The organism is Magnetofaba australis IT-1 (assembly GCF_002109495.1).
GTDB classification, from domain to species: Bacteria; Pseudomonadota; Magnetococcia; order Magnetococcales; family Magnetococcaceae; genus Magnetofaba; species Magnetofaba australis.
In genome coordinates, this window is the sequence record NZ_LVJN01000015.1 from 1 (window position 1) to 21,253 (window position 21,253).

The following is a 21,253-nucleotide window of genomic DNA, read 5'->3' on the forward strand; positions in this document are numbered from 1 at the left end:
TTTTTTTTAGCGCAACATGCGCCTCAAGAAGCTCGGACATAACTTCATTTTTGGTTGCCAACTTCGCTTCTAGTTCGGCAATCTGTCGGTCACAAGCCTTTTGGCCGCGTTTGTCAGACAAGGCCGCTTCGCCGTTCTCAAACAAAGCCTTTTGCCAGCGATAGTACTGGCTGGGCTGAATGCCCGCCTCGTCGCACAGATCCGAGAGAACCACCTTCTCGACCAGGTGACGGCGCACATAGCCTACCTTCTGCTCAGCCGTAAATCTCCGCTTCTTCCGTTCCATACAAACCTCCGCTCAATATCTCTACATTATGAACGATTGGTTTGTCATTTTCCATCTGAACCGAAACAAAAGAGGAGAAGGCTCTCCAGGCGCAGCTAAAAAGGGAGCATGAGAAAAAGATAGCCCTTCGCAACGGCGTCATGGGACGGTGGTTACAGAGCCAAATTGATCAAGGAGAGAATGGCTGGAGTGAAGAGCGGATCTTCCACATTATGGATCGCTACCTCACAAACACCAAAGAGCGGTCCGTGTTCGGACTGCCAGAGAAATCTGCTCAACAAGAAAGCGAGGGATTTTCTGACGCAACGACCGAGATATGATCAAAATCTGTGTATGCGCGGGATGTGATCAGGCGGCGTATCCTGGTGGCGCTTTGCCGAGCATCCTCGAGAATCCACAAGGAAAGGATACGCCATAAAGAAGGGTAGCGTTGTTGCTCAACGTGCGGCAGCACAAGCGCCAAATGACCCACTCACGGAGGTGATTCGCCAAGAGGGGCGCGTTGATTGATTCATCAGGCCGTTGAGGCGGAGGTGGCGGCGCTGCTGGCGCAATACATCGCAGAAGTCGACGAAGCGGGGCGTCAGCAGATTGTGCGCTATGGCTATTTGCGGGAACGCAGCGTACAGACGGGGGTGGGAGCGATTTCGGTTCGCGTGCCCCGGGTGTGTGATCGGCGAGCTATTCTGACGGAGCAGAAAGTGCGCTTCCGCTCTTCTGTCAATGGCGCTCGAAACCTCCAACGAGCTCAACATTTTGCCGAAGTCGCGGCAAACCAAGGCCAATAAATATATCTCGTGGGCTCCCGGATACGTCTAACTGCTGCTGTCTTCCCGGAAAAGCCGGGGGATTTCCTACGTAAAGGTTATGTAAAGGCATAATTACCCGAACAGTTCGCTATGCGAACCAAGACGGGCCAGTTTGAGGGTATTGTCATTTGGCTTTTGGTAAATGAGGAGTAAATCGGGTTTGATATGGCATTCTCGATACCCTGCCCAGTTCCCACCAAGGTCATGGTCGCGGAATTTGGCTGCAAGGCTCTGGTCATTGGCCAAAGCTCCCAGAATAGCCCTCAAATCCCCATCAAGCACATTCCGGTGCTTTCCCCTAGCCTCACGCTTAAAATCACGTTTGAAGGTGGAACTGCGCTCAATCGTCCGCATGAAGATCGGCCATCAGATCGTCCACACTCGCAAATTTCTCGGCTTTTCCTGATTCAAGCTCTGCAATCGCCTCTATGGTCGTAGCATTGGGCGCCTTCACCTCGAATGGCAAACGGTGCTCTGTGGCTATGCGAACCATCAGCATCCGGATCGCATCTGAGACAGAAAGCCCCATTGCGTTGAGCGCATCGGTAGCACGTTCCTTGGTCTCGGTATCTATTCGAGCGCGAACGTAGGCTGAATTGGCGGCGGTGCTCATATAGGTCCCCCTGCGGCCAGTTTGTAGTCTATTTGTGACTACAATAGCAAATCCATGTCCAGAAGTCATTCTTAACGTTGATGCAGACGTGCATCCCGATATTCCGAGTCTACTCAGACTAAGGTGGACCCCGTTCCTGACACAGCAGGATAAGCTACACTCTGCCTCTCAAGAGGAGGGTCAGAGATGAGCAAACAACAGCGGAAGAATCATAGTTCCGAGTTCAAAGCCCGATTGACACGTACCGGACTGAATCTGAAAAGTTCGTGGTAAATCCGACAGACTGTTCGCTCTCAAAAATATTATGTCCTGTTTTGCCAATTACTACTGATTAAAGACCGTTTAAATTTTGGATAAAGAACGGATAAGGGTCGAAAGAACGCCTATAACTATATGAAGGAATTATGTTAATTTATCCACAGGGTCCCTGAAACGCCGCATTTCGGCCCCTGAAACGCCGCATTGTGGTCCCTGCTATGCCATACATCGGCCCCTGAAACGCCGCAGACAAAATCCCCTCTCTGGAAGTTATCCACATTTTATCCACAGGCGGAATAATTCAAGCGATTACAGAAGCCTATTCGTGTGTTCTGCAACAGGTCATCGCTGGATGCGGCGTTACAGGGGCTAAGGTCCAAGTGCGGCGTTTCAGGGACCATAAGCCCAGTGCGGCGTTTCAGGGACCAAAGCCTGGTGCGGCGTTTCAGGGACCAAGGCCCGGTGCGGCGTTTCAGGGACCAAGGCCCGGTGCTGCGTTTCAGGGACCAAGGCCCGGTGCGGCGTTTCAGGGACCACAGCTCGGTGCGGCGTTTCAGGGACCATGACCAAGTGCGGCGTTTCAGGGACCATAGCCCAGGCGCGGCGTTTCAGGGACCACCGCGCGCTCAGGTCGGGTTAACACCACCACCCCCTGCGCCGTAATCTCCCAATCCGCCAAAACGCCCTGCTCCTTCAACTGCTCCAGACCAGCCCGCAACATCTCGCGGAACTTCTTGTCCGTCGCGCGGGATCCCGTCAGGGGTTTGAGCGTCGACAATTTCACCCGATGCGGATTCTCCAATGTCGCGCGATGGGAGTTCACATACCCATACAGCCATTTGGACAGATCGGTTTTCAGCGCTTGGCGCACCTCCTGGATCATCCGGGTATAGTTGCCCCCGCCAAACATCTCCGCCAAGCGCGGGTTGAGCACGATCTTATACGCTTGCGTTTTTTCGTCGCGCAAAAACTCCTGAATCAGGGAGCCCTGATAGGTGGCGCGACCATTGGAGGTGATCTGTATGGAATTATTCTGCAAGCGCTCGATGGATTGCCCCAACCAGGTGCACTGTGTGCCGCCGGTCTTCTTCCCCATACAGCGCAAGAGTTCCCGCGCCGACGTTTCCACCGGCGCCGTGGTCTCCTGACTACGCGCCCGATGCAGCAATTCCAGCAGCGTATCCAGATCCCCCTGATCCATCTGTTGACCCGTTACCCGCAAAATGTGATCCCCCCAGACCGCCACCTCCTCCGACTCCAAACGCCGTCGCGTTCCGCGTTTCACCACTGGGAACAGTCCCGAAAGCAAAAACGGACGCGGCGCGGCGCGATCCGTATCGGGCCAATAGGGCAGCGCCAGGGTCAGTTGATCCCCCTCCCCTGTTTTCGAAAGCGCCTGATCACGCCTGGCCATGATCACCCCCCTCCCCTTTCGCGCTCACCGTAATGCGCACGCCGCGCGCCAGCGACATCCCGCCTGGGCTGGCCACCAGCACGGATTCGGTGCGCACCTCAACCCCCAGGCGTCTACCCACCGTGCGCGCCGTTCCACCGATCACTTTGACCTCTTCGGCGTTGCCCGCCTCCAGAATAATGGGCCGACCCGCCGCCATCGCCTGTTTCAACATCTCTTTCATCGTGTTCCCCTCCCACCTGAGGGTTCACATCTTGAATGACTCGCAAAGTGCGAGTCAAGGACAACGCGCGGAGTGCGCGGGGCGGAACGGGCGCGCGGTTGACGCGGAATGATCCGGTCACACCGGGCGCGCGGGACGAGCGGCATAAGCGGAATACGCGGGATATCCCGCGTGATCGGAACAAGCGGAATGTGCAGAGCGAACCGGATACGCGGTAGGCGCGGAATGATCCGGTCACACCGGGCGCGCGGGACGAGCGGCATAAGCGGAATACGCGGGATATCCCGCGTGATCGGAACAAGCGGAATGCGAGGAGCTAACCGGATACGCGGTAGGCGCGGAATAGGCCGGACGCACCGGGCGCGCGGGATGACCGGCATAAGCGGAGTGAGCGGAACGCGCGGGATATCCCGTGTGATCGGATCAAGCGGTAGGAGCGGAACGAACCGTATGCACGGTAGGCGCGGAATGGGCCGGACGCACCGCGCGCGCGGGACGAGCGGCATAAGCCGAGTGAGCGGAGTGCGCGGGATATCCCGCGTGATCGGAACAAGCGGAATGCGCGGAGCAAACCGGATACGCGGTAGGCGCGGGATGAGCCGGACGCACCGGGCGCGCGGGGTGTACGGAATGACCGGCAATAGCGGAGTGAGCGGAATGCGCGGCTTATTCCGCGTAATCGGATCAAGCGGTAGGCGCGGAATGAGCGGAGCGAACCGCATGCACGGAGAGCGCGGAACGCGCCGGATCAGCCGGGCGCGCCGGATGCGCGTGGCAAGCGGATTGCAACGCGTAAGCAGGATAAGCGGAATTCGCGGTATACGCCGCGCATTCCGCGAATTCCATGACGCTATCGCCAATGTCTTGGCGTTTTCAGAATCCCAGTGAGGGGAGGGGACCGATGTCCATTGCGTTTTTCAACATCAAGGGGGGGGTTGGCAAGACCTCTTTGGCGGTCAATTTTGCGCTGCAGCATGATTACGCCATTGTCACCAACGATCTGTATACCCAGCTGGAGCGGGCGTTGCCAGAGGGGAAGATTCTCAAGGTGGGGCCCGGCGAGCCATTCCCGGAGATTCCCGGCGATGCCCCGGTGGCGTATGACCTGGGCGGCTACATCGATCCGCGCATCATCCCAGTGCTGACGCGGGTGAGTCATGTGGTGGTGCCGGTTCTGGACGAGGATAACGACATTCAAGTCACCGCCCAGGCCATTGCGGAGATCCGTCAGCACAATCCCAATCTGGTGGTCGTGCCCAACCGATTGGATCGCGATGATGACGCCATGCGCATCATCAATATTCTGGTGGGGTTGGAGGTGGTGGACGCCAAAACCCAGTTTTTCCCCATCAAGCGCAGCAAGGGATTCTCCTATGCCATGCGGGATGGGCGCTCCATCCGCCAACAGATGGCGGACAACAAGTTGATGAATCGCGCGTATCATGCGGTGGCGACACAATTTGACGCGCTCTCGCGCTATTTGCTGCAACCGGTTTAACAGGGGAGGGGAGTCTCATGAGCCAAGCAGAGAAATTTGATCTCAACGCGTTTCGTAAACCGCAAGCGGGCGCGCTGCAATCGGTAGCGGCGACGCCGGAGCCCAAGGCCAAGTCGACCGCGGCGAAAAAAGACGTCGCCGAACGTCAGAGCGAGCGCTTGGAGTTGCGTTTGACCCCATCAGAGATGGCGGCCTTAACCAAGGGTCTGCCCCGGGGCATGCCCATCGCCACCCACGTGCGCTATCTGATGCAGGACGCCGGCATGCTGGGCGAATGATGCCCAGCCAAACACTCTCAGGATCCAGTCGCCTTTGGTTTGAAGGGGCAACTATCTCGAAGTTCCGGATAGTTGCCCAGCATGTTTCATACGGCGTCAGATAAACGAGCAATTCGCTCTTGTCGCCAAGGTTCATCTCTATCAGACTGAAGATGGACGCCAGAATGGAGCCCCGTTTTGTGGAAAGAGTCCTCTGGCTATCCTGGCCATTCAGGGCGGATCTGACCCGAAATAGATGGTGTCGTCATGAGAGGCAAATCTCGGGCTTCTGGCTCAAAATGAGCGCATTTTAGGCGCGCCGATCGACTTGAGCCGCCCTCAAGGAGTGAGGCGCAACGACAAAGGCGCCATTTTGAGACGGAGAATGCAAAGCATGCCCCGTTTTTGCCTCTCATGACGACACCATCTAAGGCACAGACGATCCAATGAGCATCTGGAAGTATGGCAAACATCACATCCCCACTTATTTCATATGTCAGGTGAGGAGTCGTTCGGGATCTGGCGGCTAGCCCGGATATTTCATGAATCTCTACGATGATTGCGTAGAGATTTGATCCAAAAGGGGGATTTTCGACTACGGCGAATGCTTATTGCCTTCGCAAAGGAGGAAATTCCCCTTTTGGATCAAAGATCAAGCAAGGGCGTCTGAGATTCATGAAATATCCGGGCTAGGGAAGGGGACTTTGTCGCAAAAGTTTCATCTATGGAAAAGGCTTTATAGTAGTAGAAAGTGAGTGGCGAAAAGTGACTTGAGTTCAGACTGTTAATTGATTTCTGGTAGGAAGTATATGGACAAATTTTGGACCGAAATCACCCCCTCTGAGTTTGCCTGGGAGAGAGAAGCGCTTGAGTTCATTCGGCAACAACTGCCGGATCACGAGCCGTACCGAGCGTGGTCCAATTTTGAGTTTATTGCCGATGATGGGTCCATTAATGAAGTGGATCTTCTGGTCTTAACTCCTAAAGGCTTCTTCCTCGTTGAAATCAAAAGCCGTCCAGGCCGCTTAACGGGCAATGCTGGCGCTTGGGTTTGGGTTACCGATGGGCGTGAATACGTCCATGACAACCCCCTCATCCTAACCAATCGCAAATCAAAAAAGCTGGTTTCCCTTCTGAAACGTCAAAAGGCAATGCGAGGGGATCGACTTCCCTTTTTGTCCGCACTGGTCTTTTGCTCCGATCCCAATCTGAAATGTGATCTGGATGATCATGCTCGAACAGGTGTCTGGCTCCGAGATCGAGATGAGCAGGGCGACCGGCCTGCCCGTCGAGGCATTATTCACGCTTTGACCAAAGCGCTGACGCCAGAAGAGGTCCGACGCTACCAGCGCCTGGATAAACCCATAGCCAAGAAGATTAGCCGCGCAATTGAAGAGGCAGGGATCCGGCGCTCCAATAAATTCCGCAAGGTCGGCCAATACCAACTGGGGCAACTCCTGGTTGAAGAGGACATCTATCAAGAGTGGGAAGCTCAGCACGTTGAGCTGGAAAAAATACGTCGCAGGGTGCGCATTTACCTTGTTTCCTCTAAAGAGCCTGGAGTGAGGGAAGCGATTATCCGCGCCGCCCAGCGAGAGTTCCAGATTCTTGAAGGCATTGATCATGTGGGGATCTTGCGTGCTGAGAACTATGTTGAGCATGAGCTGGGCCCAGCGCTGATCTTCGAACATCATCCGGGCGCCATTCGGCTCGATCACTTCCTGGTCCAACACAGCAAATCTTTGAGCATGGAGCAGAAGCTGCATCTGCTTCGCCAAATCGGCGAAGGCTTGAGCTATGCTCACCAGAAGCGCTTGATCCATCGAGCTCTGAATCCACAAAGCATTCTGGTTCTTGATCCTGAGTCTGATCTGCCTCGTATTAAAATCCTCAATTGGCAAACCGCCCGCCGCCAGATCGAGAGCGCCACAAGCCAAGGCTTCACGGCCACCCGCCACGTTCAGGATTTGGTGGATGATGCCGGATTGGTCTATTTGGCCCCGGAGGTTCATACAGACCCTTCGGCAAGTGGAGAGGAGTTGGATATCTTCTCTCTTGGCGCCATTGCTTATCACATCTTCTCTGGGCAGCCGCCTGCGCAAAACATTTATGGATTGGTGGACAAACTGTCTGAGCAGGACGGTTTGCAGATCTCATCTGTGATGGATGGCGCTGGGGAAAAACTCCAGGAGCTCATCCAGTACGCGACCCATCGTGACGCCAGTTTGCGCATTGATGCGCTCAAAGACTTCTTCGATCTGTTGGATGAAGTTGAAGAGGAAACTACCCGGCCTGATGGAGAGGGCTCCACCACGCGCACGCCTATCGAAGCGGGCGTCGGGGATGTGCTGGAAGGCGGGTTTCTGGTTAAGAAACGCCTGGGGCGTGGGGCGACATCCATCGCATTTCTGGTCGAGAGAGATGGCAAACAGACGGTCCTGAAACTGGCGGCTGAGTACGCGCATAACGATCGTATTCAGGAAGAGGCCCAGGTCCTGGAGGAGATCCGTCATTCAGGCATCATCGCCCTGGAAGGGGCGGTTGAGGTCAGTGGATATCGGGGCCTGCTGCTCCAATTCGCCAGCAAGGGGACATTGGACGAACGGATTCGTAAAGAGGGCCGAATCCATTCAGAGTTGCTGGAGAGATTTGGCGGGGATCTGCTCCAAGCGCTGAATCATCTGGAGGAACACGGTATTTCCCACCGGGATATCAAGCCTGGCAACTTGGGATTGGTGGCGTCTGGCGGCACGGGCAAGTTGCATCTGGTTCTATTTGATTTCTCTTTGGCGCGCGTATCAGCAGAGAACATCCGGGCTGGCACGCCGCCCTATCTGGATCCATTCCTCAATACGCCATCCCGCCGTCGCTGGGATCTTCACGCCGAGCGTTTTGCTGCGGCGATGACCCTTTATGAGATGGCCACTGGCGCCCTGCCTAAGTGGGGCGATGGTCGCAGCGATCCGGCGCTGTTGGATTGCGAAGTCACCATTGATGGCGAGCTGTTTGAACCCTCCTTGCGTGAGGGCCTCAGCAGTTTCTTCGCCAAGGCGCTGGCGCGGGACGCCAAGCGCCGATATGACACCTGTGAGGAGATGCTCAAAGCCTTCAGCCACCTGTTTCGTGAGGTGGAGCTGGCCGAGCAACGAAGCGGCTCTGGGGTCGAAGCGGATTGGCAGAGCCACGTCTCGACCCTCACCCTGGACACGCCTTTGGCAAGCCTGCCATTCAGCGATAGGGCGTTGAGCGCTTTGGAGCGCATGGACGCCAGGACGGTTTCTGAGCTGCTTGGCATTCACATCTTCCGACTTTCCCGCATGCGCGGGGTGGGGCGTGAGACGCAGAAAGAGTTGACTCAGGCGCATCGGCGACTCAGTCAGCGCTTCCCAGAGCAACAAGGGGCGACTCCGCCCACAGGCTCACCCGCCAAGACAGAAGAGTCCGCAGTCGAAGTCGAAGCCGAGGTCCAGAGCATCGACCTGTTGGTCCATCAGCTCATTCCCAAACCGACTCGTGCGGACTCGGAGACGACGGGGCGCGCTTTGCGACTGCACCTGGGGCTGGATGAGTTGCCGGCGACTCGCCGCGAACAGAGCCTCTCCATGTGGCCGGGACAGTTGGACATCAGCCAAGCGGTCGGTGTGTCGCGGGGACGAATCAGTCAAATTCTGAACACGGCGCGCAAACGCTGGGGCAAGCGCATTCCCACCTTGACGGCGTTGCGCACGGAGATCGCCGAACTGCTGGCCTCCAGCGGCGGCGTGATGACCCTGCGTGAGCTTGGCGAAGCGGTGTTGGTGCGTCGCGGATCGGCCCAGCAGGAGCCGGAGCGCTCCCGTATCGCCCAGGCCGTAACGCGCGCCGCGTTGGAAATCGAACGGGATATGAAGGAGCCCCGGTGGGTCGAGCGACGCAGTGGCCAGCAGCTCTTGCTTGCCTTGGATAAAGAGGATCGCGGCCAGGAGTTGGCCGACTATGCGATGCGCTTGGGCAAGCGGGCCGATGCGTTGGCCGCGCAGGATCCGTTGCCAACGCCTGCGCGTGTGGTGGAGGCGTTGCAGTTGGAGCGGTTGCCAGAGGATGCGCCCGTTCTGGCCAGCAGCCGGTTGCTCAAGTTGGCGGTTGCGGTCAGTGGTTCGGCCGCCGTTTCCAGTAGGCAGGAGATCTATCCCCGAGGACTCTCCGCAGCACGGGCCCTGAAACTGGCGCAGGGGGCGTTGCTGGGGGCCAAGGAGCTGACCATCGCCCAGGTGCGAGAGCGCGTGGAGGGGCGCTATCCAGAGGCCGAATCCCTACCGGAGCGCCCGCAACTGGATACGCTGTTGGACGAGGCGGGTTGCCGGTTTGTGTGGACGCCCACCGAAGGGCCGGGCGGCGAAGGAATCTACAAGGCCATTATCCCTGATTTCACCACGCTGCACACCAGCATGACCACCCGTCGGTCCACAGCGGATGACGGGGAGGGGCCGAAGGGTGAGGGCGGCGTCTCACCAAAAGAGGCGGAGGCGGAGGCGTTCCAGCAGCGCTTGGACCGCGCGGCCCAAGAGGGCGCTTTCCTGGCGCTGCTCACGCCGCCCAAACACGCGGTGGATGTGGCGGCGCGGCTTGAGGCGCTCTATGATTTGCCTGTCTACAGTCTGGACGCGCTGCTGCTGGATGCGCTCAAGGCGGTGGCGCAGGAGAAGGGGATCAAACGCTGGGAGGTGATTCTGGAGGCCGACGCCGAGGGCGCGACCGGGGCGCACTGGGGAAAATTGATGGGCTTGGTGACTCTGGCCATGCCGCGCATTGAGCAGAAGCTGCTGGATCAACAGCGCACCGCTGTGCTGACCGACCCCGGTCTGTTGGCCCGCTATGACCAGATGGGCCTGGTGAGCCGCCTGTTGGAGCAGACGCAGCGCCCGCACGGGTTGCCGGGGCTATGGATGGTGATCCCCGCCGATGGCCAGAGCGCTGGACCGGCCATCAATGGTCAGGCGGTTCCGGTGATTACGCCCAACCAGTGGGCGCGCGTGCCCGATGGGTGGATCGCTTCAAAATGACGTAAGGAAGGGCGCAATGGAGGCTTTTGTCGTTTTGCTTGCTCTTTTTCTGATTCTGTGGGCCGCGTCATATCTTCTCTTGTCACTGCTGCGTTTTCCGCTGTTTCGTGTGATATTGGTGATTTTGGGCATCTCCTGGCTTTTCGGGGGGGATGATGATGACAGTTGAACGCTGTGGATGACGCTACGCCATGATCAACGCCGCCAGATTGTTGAAGGATCTCAAAGCCCATCTGCCCAAGCTGGAGGCGGATATCCGCGAGCGGCTGGAGGAGGTGGCCGAGGAGCGGGCGCGGCTGGAGGGGCTCTATCAAGGGGCCCGCGATGGCGGGCGCACCGGCGCGACCTGGGCGACGTGGCGCGATGAGCAGGTGACCCAGGCGGCGGCGGCGTGGCTACTGGCGGGGGTGTTTATCCGCTTTCTGGAGGATAACCGGCTGATCGAGAAGCCCGGTTTGTCCGGGCCGACCCATGAGGCCGATAACCGGCGGCAGTTGGCGCTGGATCGGCATACGCTCTATTTCCGCCAACACCCCAGCCACTCGGACCGCGACTATCTGCTGGCGCTGTTCGACGAGGCGGCGCGCCATGCAGCGGTGGCGGCGCTGTTCGACCACCGCTTCAACCCCCTATGGCGGCTGATGCCCAGCGGCGACGGCGCGGCGGCGCTGCTCGACTTTTGGCGCGCCATCGATCCGAGCAGCGGCGAATTGATCCACGATTTTACCGACCCCGCGTGGAGCACCCGCTTTCTGGGCGATCTCTATCAGGACCTTTCCGAGAACATCCGCAAGCACTATGCGCTGTTGCAGACGCCGGAGTTTGTCGAGGAATTCATCCTCGACCGCACCCTGACCCCGGCGCTGGACGCGTTTGGCTTGAAAGCGGTGCGCCTGATCGACCCCACCTGCGGCTCGGGCCACTTTCTGTTAGGGGCGTTTGAGCGGCTGTATGAGCGCTGGAGCCGGGAGGACGCCAACGGCCATGCCCGAATCTGGGCGCAAAAGGCGCTGGATGGGGTGTGGGGGGTGGATCTGAACCCCTACGCGGTGGCCATTGCGCGCTTTCGCTTGATGATCGCGGCGTTAAAGCGGGTCAAGCAGGCGGAAGGGGAGCGGGTGCGCACCATTGCCGATGCGCCGGGTTTTACCCTCCATCTGGCGGTGGGGGATTCGCTGCTGCACGGGCCGCGCTTTCGTCGTGGCGGCGGTATGTTGCAGACGAGTTTCCATGGCGCGGAGGGGTTTGTGGACCCCCTGGCCAGCGTGCTGGAGACCGAGGACCGTGCGGCGCTCAAAGAGATCCTGGGCCAGCAGTACCACGCGGTGGTGGGCAACCCGCCCTACATCACCCCCAAGGACAAGGCGCTCAATCAGGCCTATCGGGAGCGTTATGACGCCTGCCATCGGCAGTATTCGTTGGGCGTGCCGTTCACCGAGCGCTTTTTTGACCTGGCCGTGACAGGGGAGGGGGGCGCGCCAGCGGGTCGGGTGGGGATGATCACCGCCAACTCTTTCATGAAGCGGGAGTTTGGCAAAAAGTTGATCGAATCCTTCTTCAAGACCGTGGATCTGGATACCGTCATCGACACCAGCGGGGCCTATATTCCCGGCCACGGCACGCCGACTGTGCTTCTGTTTGGCCAGCATCGCCCGCCGGTTTTATCCACCGTGCGCACGGTGCAGGGCATTCGCGGCGAACCCGGGACGCCCGATGATGCAGCTAAGGGAAAGGTGTGGTCATCCATTGTGGCGATGATCGACCAGCCTGGTTCCGAGAATGAGTTTATCAGCGTGGTGGAGACCGAACGGCCGACGTTTGAAACCCATCCTTGGAGTTTGGGCGGGGGCGGCGCAGCAGATCTCAAAGAACTGGTTGAGCGCAATTCGTCTAAAGTTGTAGATGAATATATTGAAGATACTGGATTTGTTTGTGTGACGCGTGCAGATGACGTTTATTTCAATCCACGCCATGCCCTTAGTTCTAGAGGAATTACAAGCGATTTTATCATAGAAAATGTAATTGGAGATTGCGTAAGGGATTTGGGTATACGAGACCCACTGACAACAATTTTCCCATATAACGACCGGTTAGAGGCAGATGAAGGGCCAAAGGGAGAAGCTGTTCGACGCTTTCTTTGGCCGCATCGCACATCTCTCTGGCTCCGAAGAGAGCCACACGGTAACCACCGAGAAATCGGGTTAACTTGGTTTGAGTGGAGTCGTTTTAATAGAAGGAGATTTTTACGTCCTCTTTCAATTACATTTGCCTTTGTCGCCACCCATAACCATTTTGTGCTGGATCGGGGCGGCAAGGTCTTTAATCGCACTGCCCCGGTGATCAAGCTGCCCCCGGAGGCTACCGAAGCGGACCACCTGGCCCTGTTGGGGCTGCTCAATAGCTCTACCGCCTGCTTCTGGATGAAGCAGACCTTCCATAACAAAGGCAGCACCGTTGACCAGAAGGGCGCGCGGCAGACCACGGTGGAGTTTGAGAACTTCTACGAATTTACCGGCACCGGTCTCAAGAGCTATCCCGTTCCAGAAGAGAAGCCTCTAACCCTCGCCTCTCAGTTGGAGCAACTGGCCCAGCAGCGCCAAGCCTGCCTGCCCGCGCAGTTGGCCCCGCAACTGCCCATGCCCCGCGAAGCGCTGGACGCCAAACGCGTGGAGGCCGAGAACCTGCTGGGCCAGATGATCGCGCGGCAAGAGGAGCTGGATTGGGACTGCTACCGCCTCTACGGCGTCATCGACCAAGACCTCACCTATCCCGGCGAACCGCCCATCATCGAACTGGGCGAACGCCCGTTTGAGATCGCCATGGGGCGCAAAATCGCCGCGGGCGAACTGGAGACCACCTGGTTCCAGCGCCACGGCTCCACGCCGATCACGGAGATCCCAGATGACTGGCCAGATGAGTATAAGAACACGGTGCAAAAGCGCCTGGAGGCCATCGCACAGAACCACAATATCCGCCTCATCGAACAGCCGGAGTACAAACGGCGCTGGAACCTGGAGTCCTGGGAGGAGCAAGAACAGCGCGCCCTGCGCGGCTGGCTCTTGGACCGCATCGAAGCCATGCCCCTGTGGCAAACCGATACGCCGGAACTGACCAGCGTCGCCCGCATCGCCGACCAGCTGCATCACGACGCCGCGTTCCAACAGGTCGCCACGCTCTATCGCGGCCGCGATGACTTCGACCTGACCAAACTGGTCGAGGAACTGGTATTGGAAGAGGCGGTCCCGTTCCTGCCGATCCTACGCTATAAGCCCTCGGGCCTGCGCAAGCGCGCCGACTGGGAGGCAACCTGGGATCTGCAACGCCGCGAGGACGCCGGCGAGGATGTCGGGGAGATCCCGGTCCCGCCCAAATACGCGGCGGCGGATTTTCTCAAACCCCACTGGTGGAAGCTGCGCGGTAAGCTGGATGTGCCCAAAGAGCGCTTTGTGCTCTACCCCCACTGTGAAAAGATCGGCGACCCCACCTCCGTGGTGTGCTGGGCGGGCTGGAATCCCCTGCAACAGGCGCAGGCGCTCTCCGGCTATTATATCGCCAGGAAGGAGGGCGAAGGGTGGGAGCCCGAACGCCTCACCCCGCTGCTGCTGGGGCTGGCGGAGCTCATCCCCTGGCTCAAACAGTGGCATAATGAATTGGACCCCCTCTATGGGGTGCGCATGGGCGACCATTTCGCCGGCTTCCTGGACGAAGAGCGCCGCGCCCTGGGCCTCACCCCAGAGCAGACGCAAGCCTGGCAGCCGCCCAAAGCCGCCATACGCAAAGGGGGGCGCAATAAATCATGAACGTGCAACGACAGATTGACCATTGGCGCACGGGATCTGATGAGGATCTGGAGGCTGCGGAGATCATGATTACCGCCGGTAAACGGCGGCATGGTCTGTTCTTTCTCCATCTGAGCGTGGAGAAGATCCTCAAAGCCCACGTCTGGCGGGTAACGCAAGAGCATCCGCCCAAGATCCATAATCTGCTGCGATTGGTCCAGATTGCGGCGCTCTCCCTGGGGCAAGAGCAGAGCGCCCTGCTGGTCAAACTGAATCGCCATTGCCTGGAAGGGCGCTACGCCGAAGAGGTGGCGGCCACGCCCGATGCGGCGGAGACCGAGATCCTATTGCAACAGGCCAAAGAGGTGCAGACATGGTTGCGCAATCAGTTATAGAGACGGTTCAAGGGTACTTGGATGCGCTCAAACGGCAGGGCGTACCCGTAGAATTTGCCGTGCTCTACGGCTCGTTTGCCCGCGGCGAGCAACACGAGTGGAGCGACATCGATCTAATGGTGATCTCTCCCCTGTTTGACGCGCCCAAAAAGAGCGCGGATGTGGACCTCCTCTGGCTGGCGACGTTGGATTCCGATGTGCGCATTGAACCGGTGGCCATCGGCGCCCAACAGTGGCGCGAAGATGACTCAATCGGCCTGATCGAAATCGCCCGTCGCGAAGGCCAGATCATTCAGCCCCATTGATTCAATCCGAGTTTTATTCATGACCCTGATTCAAGAACTCATCGACATCCCCGAGCGGGTCCACAAAGGCGACTTCGTGCTGCGCCTGACCGAAGGGGTGGACCACGCCGACCAGACTCTGCGCAATTACGTGGTCACCCCGCAACTGCGCGACTGCTTCGACCACGCAGCGGCCTTCATTAAAGGCGCGGTGGCGGCGGGCTCCAGCAAGGCGGCCTATCTGCACGGCAGCTTCGGCTCCGGCAAATCCCACTTCATGGCGGTGCTGCATCTGCTGCTGCAAGGCAATCGCGACGCCAAATCAATCCCGGAACTGGCCCCGGTGGCAGCCAAATATGGCGAGTGGATGGAGAGCAAAAAGCTGCTCATGGTCCCCTACCATATGATCGGCGCCAAGAGCCTGGAGTCGGCCATCTTCGGCGGCTACGTCAAGCATGTGCGCAAGCTGCATCCCGACGCCCCGCTACCTGGCGTCTATCAGGCCGAAGGGCTGTTTCGCGACGCCATCAAACTGCGCGAAAAACTGGGCGATTACGGCTTCTTTCCCATGATCAACGGTCCGGGCAAAGTGGACAGCGAATGGGGCGAGATGGAGGCGACCTGGACGCCGAAAAGCTTCGATCAGGCCATCGCCGAGCCGCCGGGCAGCCCGTTGCGCGCCAATCTGGTGGGGGATCTGGTCAAGAACCTGTTCACCGCCCAGGCGCAGATGGCCCACGCCCAGGAGGAGGCGTTCATCCCCATCGAGGAGGGGCTCAGCGTGCTCAGCCGCCACGCCCACAGCCTGGGCTATGACGGCCTGATCCTGTTTCTGGACGAATTGATTCTGTGGCTGGCCAGCCACGTGGCCAATCTGCAGTTCGTCGGCAGTGAAATCCAGAAGGTGATCAAACTGGTGGAGTCCGGCGTAGCCGGACGCCCGGTTCCCATCATCAGCTTTGTGGCGCGGCAGCGGGACCTGCGCGAGTTGGTGGGCGAACACATGCCCGGCGCGCAGCAGCTCTCCTTTGCCGACACCCTCAAATATTGGGAGGGGCGCTTCGACCAGATCACCCTGGAGGATCGCAACCTGCCGGTGATTGCGCAAAAACGCGTGCTCAAGCCCAAATCCGAGGCCGCCAAGGCGCAGTTGGCCAGCGCTTTTGAAACCTCCACCCGCATGCGCGAAGAGTCGCTCGCCACTCTGCTCACCGCCGAGGGCGACCGCGCCATGTTCCAGCAAGTCTACCCCTTCAGCCCGGCGCTGGTGCAGGCGCTGGTGGCGCTCTCCTCGGTGCTGCAACGGGAGCGCACCGCGCTTAAGGTGATGATTCAACTGCTGGTCAATCAGCGCGAGACGCTGAAATTGGGCGAAATCGTGCCGGTGGGGGATCTCTACGACGCCATCGCCGACGAAGCCGAGCCGTTCACCAGCGAGATGCGCCACCACTTCGAAAACGCCCGCAAACTCTACCGTCAGAAGCTGCTGCCCATGCTCGAAACCGAGCACGGCATGCGCGCTGAAGCGGTGCGGGAACTGCCCGTAGGCGACGCCAAACGCAACGCCTTTCTAGCCGATGATCGCCTGGTCAAAACCCTGCTGCTGTCGGCGTTGGTCCCCGAGGTGGATTGTTTCAAGGGGCTCACCGCCAGCCGTTTGACCGCTCTGAACCACGGCAGCGTGCGCTCGCCCATCCCCGGTCAGGAGACCAGCATGGCGCTGCGCAAGTGCCGCGCCTGGGCCGGTAAGGTGGGAGAGATCAAAATCGGCGAAGAGCCCAACAACCCCACCATCGCCGTGCAACTGACCGGGGTGGACATCGAAACCATCCTCGAGAAAGCCCGTGGGGTGGACAACGCGGGCGCGCGCGCCAAGAAGATCCGCGAAATGCTGTTCGCCCAGTTCGGCATCGCCGACTCCGATAGCCTGTATGGGGTGGAGATGGCCCATCTGTGGCGCGGAACGCCCCGCACGTTGGATATCGTCTTCGCCAATGTGCGCGAGATGGCCGATGAGGCGCTGAAAAGCGACCATGACCGCTGGAAGCTGGTGATCGACTTTCCCTTCGACGCCGAAGGCCACACCCCGCAGGACGATCTGGCGGCGTTGGAGCGTTTCCGCGATCGTCACCGCGATGCGCCCAGCCGCACCCTCTGCTGGCTGCCGACGTTCTTCAGTCGTGAGGTGCAGACCGATCTGGGCAATCTGGTGAAGATGGAGCATGTGCTGGCCAGCGATGACCGCTTCCGCGATTACGCCAATCACTTGTCGGAAGTGGAGCGCGCTTCCGCGCGCAGCTTGATGGACAATCAACGCAGTCAGCTGCGCCAGCATGTGCTCAATAGTCTGGAAGGGGCGTATGGCGTGGCCGCGCCGCAACCCGGGACGCTGGATGGCGCGCACAATCTGGCGGATCACTTCCAATCCCTGGACCCCACTTTTGATCCACAACCTCCGGTGGGCGCCAATCTGAAAGGGGCTTTCACGCACTTGGCCGATCAGGCGCTGGCGCACCAGTTTCCCGCACACCCGCTGTTTGAAGCGGAGGTGAAAACCAGCACGCTGCGCAAAGTGTGGGAAGAGACGCAGAAGGCTTTGCAAGCAAGTGATGGGCGCACGCCGGTGGAGAAACCCAATCGGCTGCTGATGCGCCAGTTGGCCAACCCACTGCAATTGGGCGAGATGCATGAAACCCACTTTGTGCTGGGCAACTACTGGAAAGTCCATTTCGATAAACGCATCGCCAGCCAGGGTGGGCAGGCTAGCGTGCATGCTCTGCGCGCCTGCTGTGACGACCCCAAGCCCATGGGGCTGCCCGCCATTGCCCAAAACCTGCTGATTCTCACCTTTGCCGCGCAGACCAATCGGGTGTTTCTCCAGCGTGGCGGCCCCATTGAGCCGACATTAGACAATCTGCCCGACGAGGCGACCTTAGAGCAGCAAACCCTGCCGACACAAGATCAATGGGAGCACGCTGTAGAGCGGGTGGGGGCTGTTTTCGGCATGGTGGAATCGGATCTGTGCAACGCCGTCAATCTGGTCAATTTGAGTAAACAGATCGAGGCGCTCATTCCGCAGCACCTGGAGAGCTGCCACAAATTGGCCAAGGCGTTGCGCTCGCGCTTGGAGGCGTTTGATCTCTCCGCTGAAGCCGACCGACGACGCAGCGCCGATGCGGCATTGACGCTCTTGGAAAAACTCAAACGCAGCGACGCCAACAGCCGGATAACAGTACTGTCGGAGTGGACATCGCCAACCAGTGACGAAGCGTTGGGGACGAGCCTGAAAAAGGCCCGAGATGTGCTGAGCGCGTTGGAGTTCGCCAATTGGGAGCTGCTGGAAATGGCATGGGCTGTGCCGGGCGAGAAGGCGCAGTTCAACCGCCAAAAGATCATGGAGGCGTTGACCCGTGATGAGTTGATCGAGCCGCTTGGCGGCGCCATCAAAGCGGCTGAAAAAGAGGCGCTGCTATTGCTCAAACCGCCGTCTGCGCTCCAAGCTCCCGCTCAACCGCCTGAGCCTTCAACACCGCCGTCGACGCCTGGCCGGCGTACATTCAAGGCGCTGCCTAAGACACGCCTGCGCGGCGCCGAGGCCAAGCAGATGCTTACAGAGTTGGAGGCGGAATTGAGCAAACATCCCAACGCAGAGATGACCATCGAAGTGCGTATTGAGGGTGAAGAGGAGTAGACCCTTGAGTCCGCTGGAAGTCACAGAGTCCCAGGTGATCGCGCAAGTCCGCGCCATTTTGCGCAAGGATCCGCTTGCGCGCGCCATCGGCATCCGCTCCGTTGGTCCCTGGCGCGGCGAAACCAACCTCACTCTGGGCGAGCATCACTTGCACATACGCAACTATGCGTCCTCATTGGCTTTGCGTGAAGCGCTGGTCAATCACGGTGGTTCAGATGAAGTCGCGGTCTTTCTGACTTCGTTGGATGAGAAGAGTCTGGGACTGGATGTTCTCGCCCGCTTATGGAATCAGCGGATCTATTCCATCCAAAGTTGGCGGATTGTGCGCGATCTGTTTGCCGTGGATGAGATCGATGCGCGCCTGGATCATCAAGGGTGGATGGCGGACGCCTTGCTCCAAGCCCAGCCAAAAGAGGGGTTTCCGCCCATTCCGGGCCAAGTGTTAACCGCTGATTTTGCTTGGCAGCTTTTGCTCAGACTCTATCTTGGGTTCGATCAGCGCCAAGTGGACGCCATTGAACTGGCGCGATGGGCTAAAGATGCGTCAAGCGTAGAGACCTACCTCACCGCGCCAATGGAGTTTCGCAAAAGTCTGCCAGACTGGATTGCCCTGTCCGCAGGGGATGTGGGTCGGATCATGCTGATGGCGCTGGAGGAGGGGCATGGCAAGGAGTTGCTCCCGTTGGGACTGGTTTGCCAGGTGATCTTTGATGCTTCCGCCTCTGGAGAAGCAGAATTGGCCACTGCCGCCGCAAGATTGGAAGAGCGTTTCTTGGGTGGGTCCAGCCTCAAGCCGGAAGTCGGTCGTGGGTGGGGCGCGGCGGTCTCCTCAGTCATGGAAGCCGAACTGGCCAAACGGGAGTTGCATGCCACGCACGCCTTCCAACGTCGAGCTGAGGAGATCCTGGCGGATATCAAGGCCGATGCTTTTGTGGCCGCCAGCCCAATTCTACCCAAAGGATTTGAACGCCGATTGGATGCGGTAGCCAGTACGATTGTGCGCGCAATTTCCGCCAAAGCTGGGAAGAAGACGCTGGAGAATCTTGAGGGAGCGGCCCAGTTCGCGCTTGATCACCGGATGGCCGGAGTCAAGCCGAATAGAGCGGACAGTCTCAAAATGGCGGTACGCTTGGTCCGATGGCTTGAAGGTTCTAGGGAGCATCACGTTGCGGATTCATTTCCGGAGGCTGTTGAACATTACTTCAGCGACAGCGGGTTTGTGGATTGGGCTCGCGCAAGAATTTGGGATGGGGACAGCAATCCTGAACTGTCAAAAGCCTATGCAAAGCTGGCAAACAAGGTGGATGAGGCCAGGGAAGAGGAAAATCGCCGGTTTGGCCAACTGATCGCGCAATGGAGCACTCACGCCGCACCGTCCACAACGGTGCTTTGGATCGAGGAACTACTGGATCGTGTCGTCGCGCCTTTGGCAAAGGATCGCCCCGCGCTCCTGCTGGTGCTGGATGGCATGAGCGTCGCGGTCTTCCGGGAGCTGTTGCAGGATCTGCATAGCCAGGGCTGGGTCGAACTGGGGCATGGAGAAGTTGGCGAGCGCAAACCCGTGGTGGCGGCCCTGCCAACCAGAACCGAGATTTCCCGGGCCAGCTTGCTGTGTGGGCAGCTCACATCAGGGAACAGCGCCAAGGAGAAAGAGGGATTCAAAAAGCATGAGGGGCTTCGCTCCATTTCGAGCGCCAAGTTCCCGCCTATTCTCTACCACAAGGCGGAACTGACCGAATCTGGGGGGCGAGGGCTTTCTCAGGAAGTGCGTAGCCAGATCGCAGGAACAGAGCGGCGAGTTATCGGGGTGGTCATCAATACCGTGGATGATTATCTGGCCAAAGGGGGACAGTTCAAAGAGAGCTGGACCTCGGAGACCATCGTTCCTCTCAGTCAGGTGCTGGATGCCGCCCGTGAATCCAATCGAACCGTGATTATCACCAGCGATCATGGGCATGTGTTGGAGCGTGATCTGGAGTATCGCGCCCATGAGCAGAGCCAAGAGCGGAGTCGACCTGTTGTTGGCGACCCTGATGATGAGGAAGTCATCATCACGGGGCCTCGGGTGTGGCCAGAGGGTGAGCGCTTGATCGCGCCCTGGAGTGAGAAGATTCGCTACGCCACCAAGAAGTATGGCTACCATGGGGGCGTGTCTCCTCAAGAGGTCGTTGTGCCCCTTGCTGTGCTCCATTCGGGGACGCAAACAACGCCGGAAGATTGGACGGAAACCACCAGCGCCTGGCCCGCTTGGTGGGATAAGATGGAGCCTGAGCAACCCAAGCCAGCAGCCAAGAAATCCAAGGCTAACAAGAGAGTGGATTCTGAGCCCTCTGCTCCCAACTTGTTCTCGGGTGTTGAGGAGTCGCTGGAAGAGTCGCTCAAGGCGGATGGATGGATCGCCGCCTTATTGCTTTCCGAGGTTTATCAGGAGCAAAAATCCATGGGAGCCCGCGTGGCGCTGGATGACGCCAAAGTCAGAAGCTTCCTTGTGGCGCTGGATGCGCGGGGTGGCAAGATGACGCGCGCTGGTCTTGCAAAAGCGCTGGAAGCGCCCCGCATGCGTTTTCCTGGCATGTTGGCGGCCTTGCGTCGAATCCTCAATGTTGATGGCTTCCCCATTCTTGAAGTGGATGAGAATAGCGATATGGTGGAGCTGGATAAGAAGCTTCTCACCACCCAATTTGAGCTCAAAGGCCCATTCTGA

At 58.8% G+C, this 21,253-nt stretch carries 15 protein-coding genes; 10 read left to right on the top strand and 5 right to left on the bottom strand.

The window, feature by feature from the left end; all coding sequences use genetic code 11:
• Positions 1-286 (bottom strand): transposase (locus tag MAIT1_RS02310; RefSeq protein ID WP_085440407.1); only part of this gene is annotated, 286 nt, incomplete at its 3' end.
• A 506-nt stretch (positions 287-792) separates the two neighbouring features.
• Between MAIT1_RS02310 and MAIT1_RS02320 the strand changes: the two genes are divergently transcribed.
• Complete coding sequence (locus tag MAIT1_RS02320; RefSeq protein ID WP_085440409.1) at positions 793-1,074, top strand: hypothetical protein; 282 nt, start codon at positions 793-795, stop codon at positions 1,072-1,074.
• A 93-nt stretch (positions 1,075-1,167) separates the two neighbouring features.
• Here MAIT1_RS02320 and MAIT1_RS02325 read toward each other — a convergent pair whose 3' ends face one another.
• From MAIT1_RS02325 to MAIT1_RS02340, 4 genes are all read right to left on the bottom strand, one after another.
• A complete protein-coding gene (locus MAIT1_RS02325) occupies positions 1,168-1,449 on the bottom strand; it encodes a type II toxin-antitoxin system YafQ family toxin (protein ID WP_085440410.1) in 282 nt (93 codons plus the stop codon).
• Complete coding sequence (locus MAIT1_RS02330; RefSeq protein WP_085440411.1) at positions 1,436-1,708, bottom strand: type II toxin-antitoxin system RelB/DinJ family antitoxin; 273 nt, start codon at positions 1,706-1,708, stop codon at positions 1,436-1,438. The genes MAIT1_RS02325 and MAIT1_RS02330 overlap by 14 nt, the downstream gene beginning before the upstream one ends.
• Positions 1,709-2,546: 838 nt before the next feature.
• On the bottom strand, positions 2,547-3,380 hold the full coding sequence (gene trfA / locus MAIT1_RS02335; RefSeq protein ID WP_085440412.1) for a plasmid replication initiator TrfA: 834 nt from the start codon (positions 3,378-3,380) through the stop codon (positions 2,547-2,549).
• A complete protein-coding gene (locus MAIT1_RS02340) occupies positions 3,367-3,603 on the bottom strand; it encodes a hypothetical protein (RefSeq protein WP_085440413.1) in 237 nt (78 codons plus the stop codon). Before MAIT1_RS02340 ends, trfA begins: the two co-directional genes overlap by 14 nt.
• 901 nt (positions 3,604-4,504) lie before the next feature.
• Here MAIT1_RS02340 and MAIT1_RS02345 point away from each other — a divergent pair.
• The 9 genes from MAIT1_RS02345 to pglZ all read left to right on the top strand — a co-directional run bounded on the left by MAIT1_RS02345 (position 4,505) and on the right by pglZ (position 21,253).
• Entirely contained in the window at positions 4,505-5,101 is a 597-nt protein-coding gene (locus tag MAIT1_RS02345; RefSeq protein WP_085440414.1) for a ParA family protein, read from the top strand.
• Positions 5,102-5,118: 17 nt separating this feature from the next.
• Positions 5,119-5,379: a hypothetical protein gene (locus MAIT1_RS02350; RefSeq protein WP_085440415.1), complete on the top strand. Its 261-nt coding sequence runs from the start codon at positions 5,119-5,121 to the stop codon at positions 5,377-5,379.
• A 788-nt stretch (positions 5,380-6,167) separates the two neighbouring features.
• Positions 6,168-10,400 (top strand): BREX system serine/threonine kinase PglW, encoded by a 4,233-nt coding sequence (pglW, locus tag MAIT1_RS02355; protein WP_085440416.1) that lies wholly within the window; start codon positions 6,168-6,170, stop codon positions 10,398-10,400.
• Positions 10,401-10,416: 16 nt separating this feature from the next.
• Entirely contained in the window at positions 10,417-10,569 is a 153-nt protein-coding gene (locus MAIT1_RS21740; RefSeq protein ID WP_158089263.1) for a hypothetical protein, read from the top strand.
• A 22-nt stretch (positions 10,570-10,591) separates the two neighbouring features.
• Positions 10,592-14,200, top strand: a complete 3,609-nt coding sequence (gene pglX, locus MAIT1_RS02360) for a BREX-2 system adenine-specific DNA-methyltransferase PglX (RefSeq protein WP_085440417.1) — start codon at positions 10,592-10,594, stop codon at positions 14,198-14,200.
• Positions 14,197-14,574, top strand: a complete 378-nt coding sequence (locus MAIT1_RS02365) for a HEPN domain-containing protein (RefSeq protein ID WP_085440418.1) — start codon at positions 14,197-14,199, stop codon at positions 14,572-14,574. The genes pglX and MAIT1_RS02365 overlap by 4 nt, the downstream gene beginning before the upstream one ends.
• A complete protein-coding gene (locus MAIT1_RS02370) occupies positions 14,553-14,879 on the top strand; it encodes a nucleotidyltransferase domain-containing protein (protein ID WP_085440419.1) in 327 nt (108 codons plus the stop codon). The genes MAIT1_RS02365 and MAIT1_RS02370 overlap by 22 nt, the downstream gene beginning before the upstream one ends.
• Before the next feature lie 19 nt (positions 14,880-14,898).
• The gene (locus tag MAIT1_RS02375; protein WP_085440420.1) at positions 14,899-18,549 is read left to right on the top strand and encodes a BREX-2 system ATPase PglY family protein; all 3,651 of its coding nucleotides are present in this window, start codon (positions 14,899-14,901) and stop codon (positions 18,547-18,549) included.
• Between the two features lie 4 nt (positions 18,550-18,553).
• Positions 18,554-21,253, top strand: a complete 2,700-nt coding sequence (gene pglZ, locus MAIT1_RS02380) for a BREX-2 system phosphatase PglZ (protein WP_085440421.1) — start codon at positions 18,554-18,556, stop codon at positions 21,251-21,253.

What these genes read in the sequence shown, in the direction of transcription:
- MAIT1_RS02325 (WP_085440410.1), bottom strand. Translation starts at nt 1,449, where the DNA reads ATGCGGACGATTGAGCGCAGTTCCACCTTCAAACGTGATTTTAAGCGT.
- MAIT1_RS02330 (WP_085440411.1), bottom strand. Translation starts at nt 1,708, where the DNA reads ATGAGCACCGCCGCCAATTCAGCCTACGTTCGCGCTCGAATAGATACC.
- trfA (WP_085440412.1), bottom strand. Translation starts at nt 3,380, where the DNA reads ATGGCCAGGCGTGATCAGGCGCTTTCGAAAACAGGGGAGGGGGATCAA.
- MAIT1_RS02340 (WP_085440413.1), bottom strand. Translation starts at nt 3,603, where the DNA reads ATGAAAGAGATGTTGAAACAGGCGATGGCGGCGGGTCGGCCCATTATT.
- MAIT1_RS02345 (WP_085440414.1), top strand. Translation starts at nt 4,505, where the DNA reads ATGTCCATTGCGTTTTTCAACATCAAGGGGGGGGTTGGCAAGACCTCT.
- MAIT1_RS02350 (WP_085440415.1), top strand. Translation starts at nt 5,119, where the DNA reads ATGAGCCAAGCAGAGAAATTTGATCTCAACGCGTTTCGTAAACCGCAA.
- pglW (WP_085440416.1), top strand. Translation starts at nt 6,168, where the DNA reads ATGGACAAATTTTGGACCGAAATCACCCCCTCTGAGTTTGCCTGGGAG.
- MAIT1_RS21740 (WP_158089263.1), top strand. Translation starts at nt 10,417, where the DNA reads ATGGAGGCTTTTGTCGTTTTGCTTGCTCTTTTTCTGATTCTGTGGGCC.
- pglX (WP_085440417.1), top strand. Translation starts at nt 10,592, where the DNA reads ATGATCAACGCCGCCAGATTGTTGAAGGATCTCAAAGCCCATCTGCCC.
- MAIT1_RS02365 (WP_085440418.1), top strand. Translation starts at nt 14,197, where the DNA reads ATGAACGTGCAACGACAGATTGACCATTGGCGCACGGGATCTGATGAG.
- MAIT1_RS02370 (WP_085440419.1), top strand. Translation starts at nt 14,553, where the DNA reads ATGGTTGCGCAATCAGTTATAGAGACGGTTCAAGGGTACTTGGATGCG.
- MAIT1_RS02375 (WP_085440420.1), top strand. Translation starts at nt 14,899, where the DNA reads ATGACCCTGATTCAAGAACTCATCGACATCCCCGAGCGGGTCCACAAA.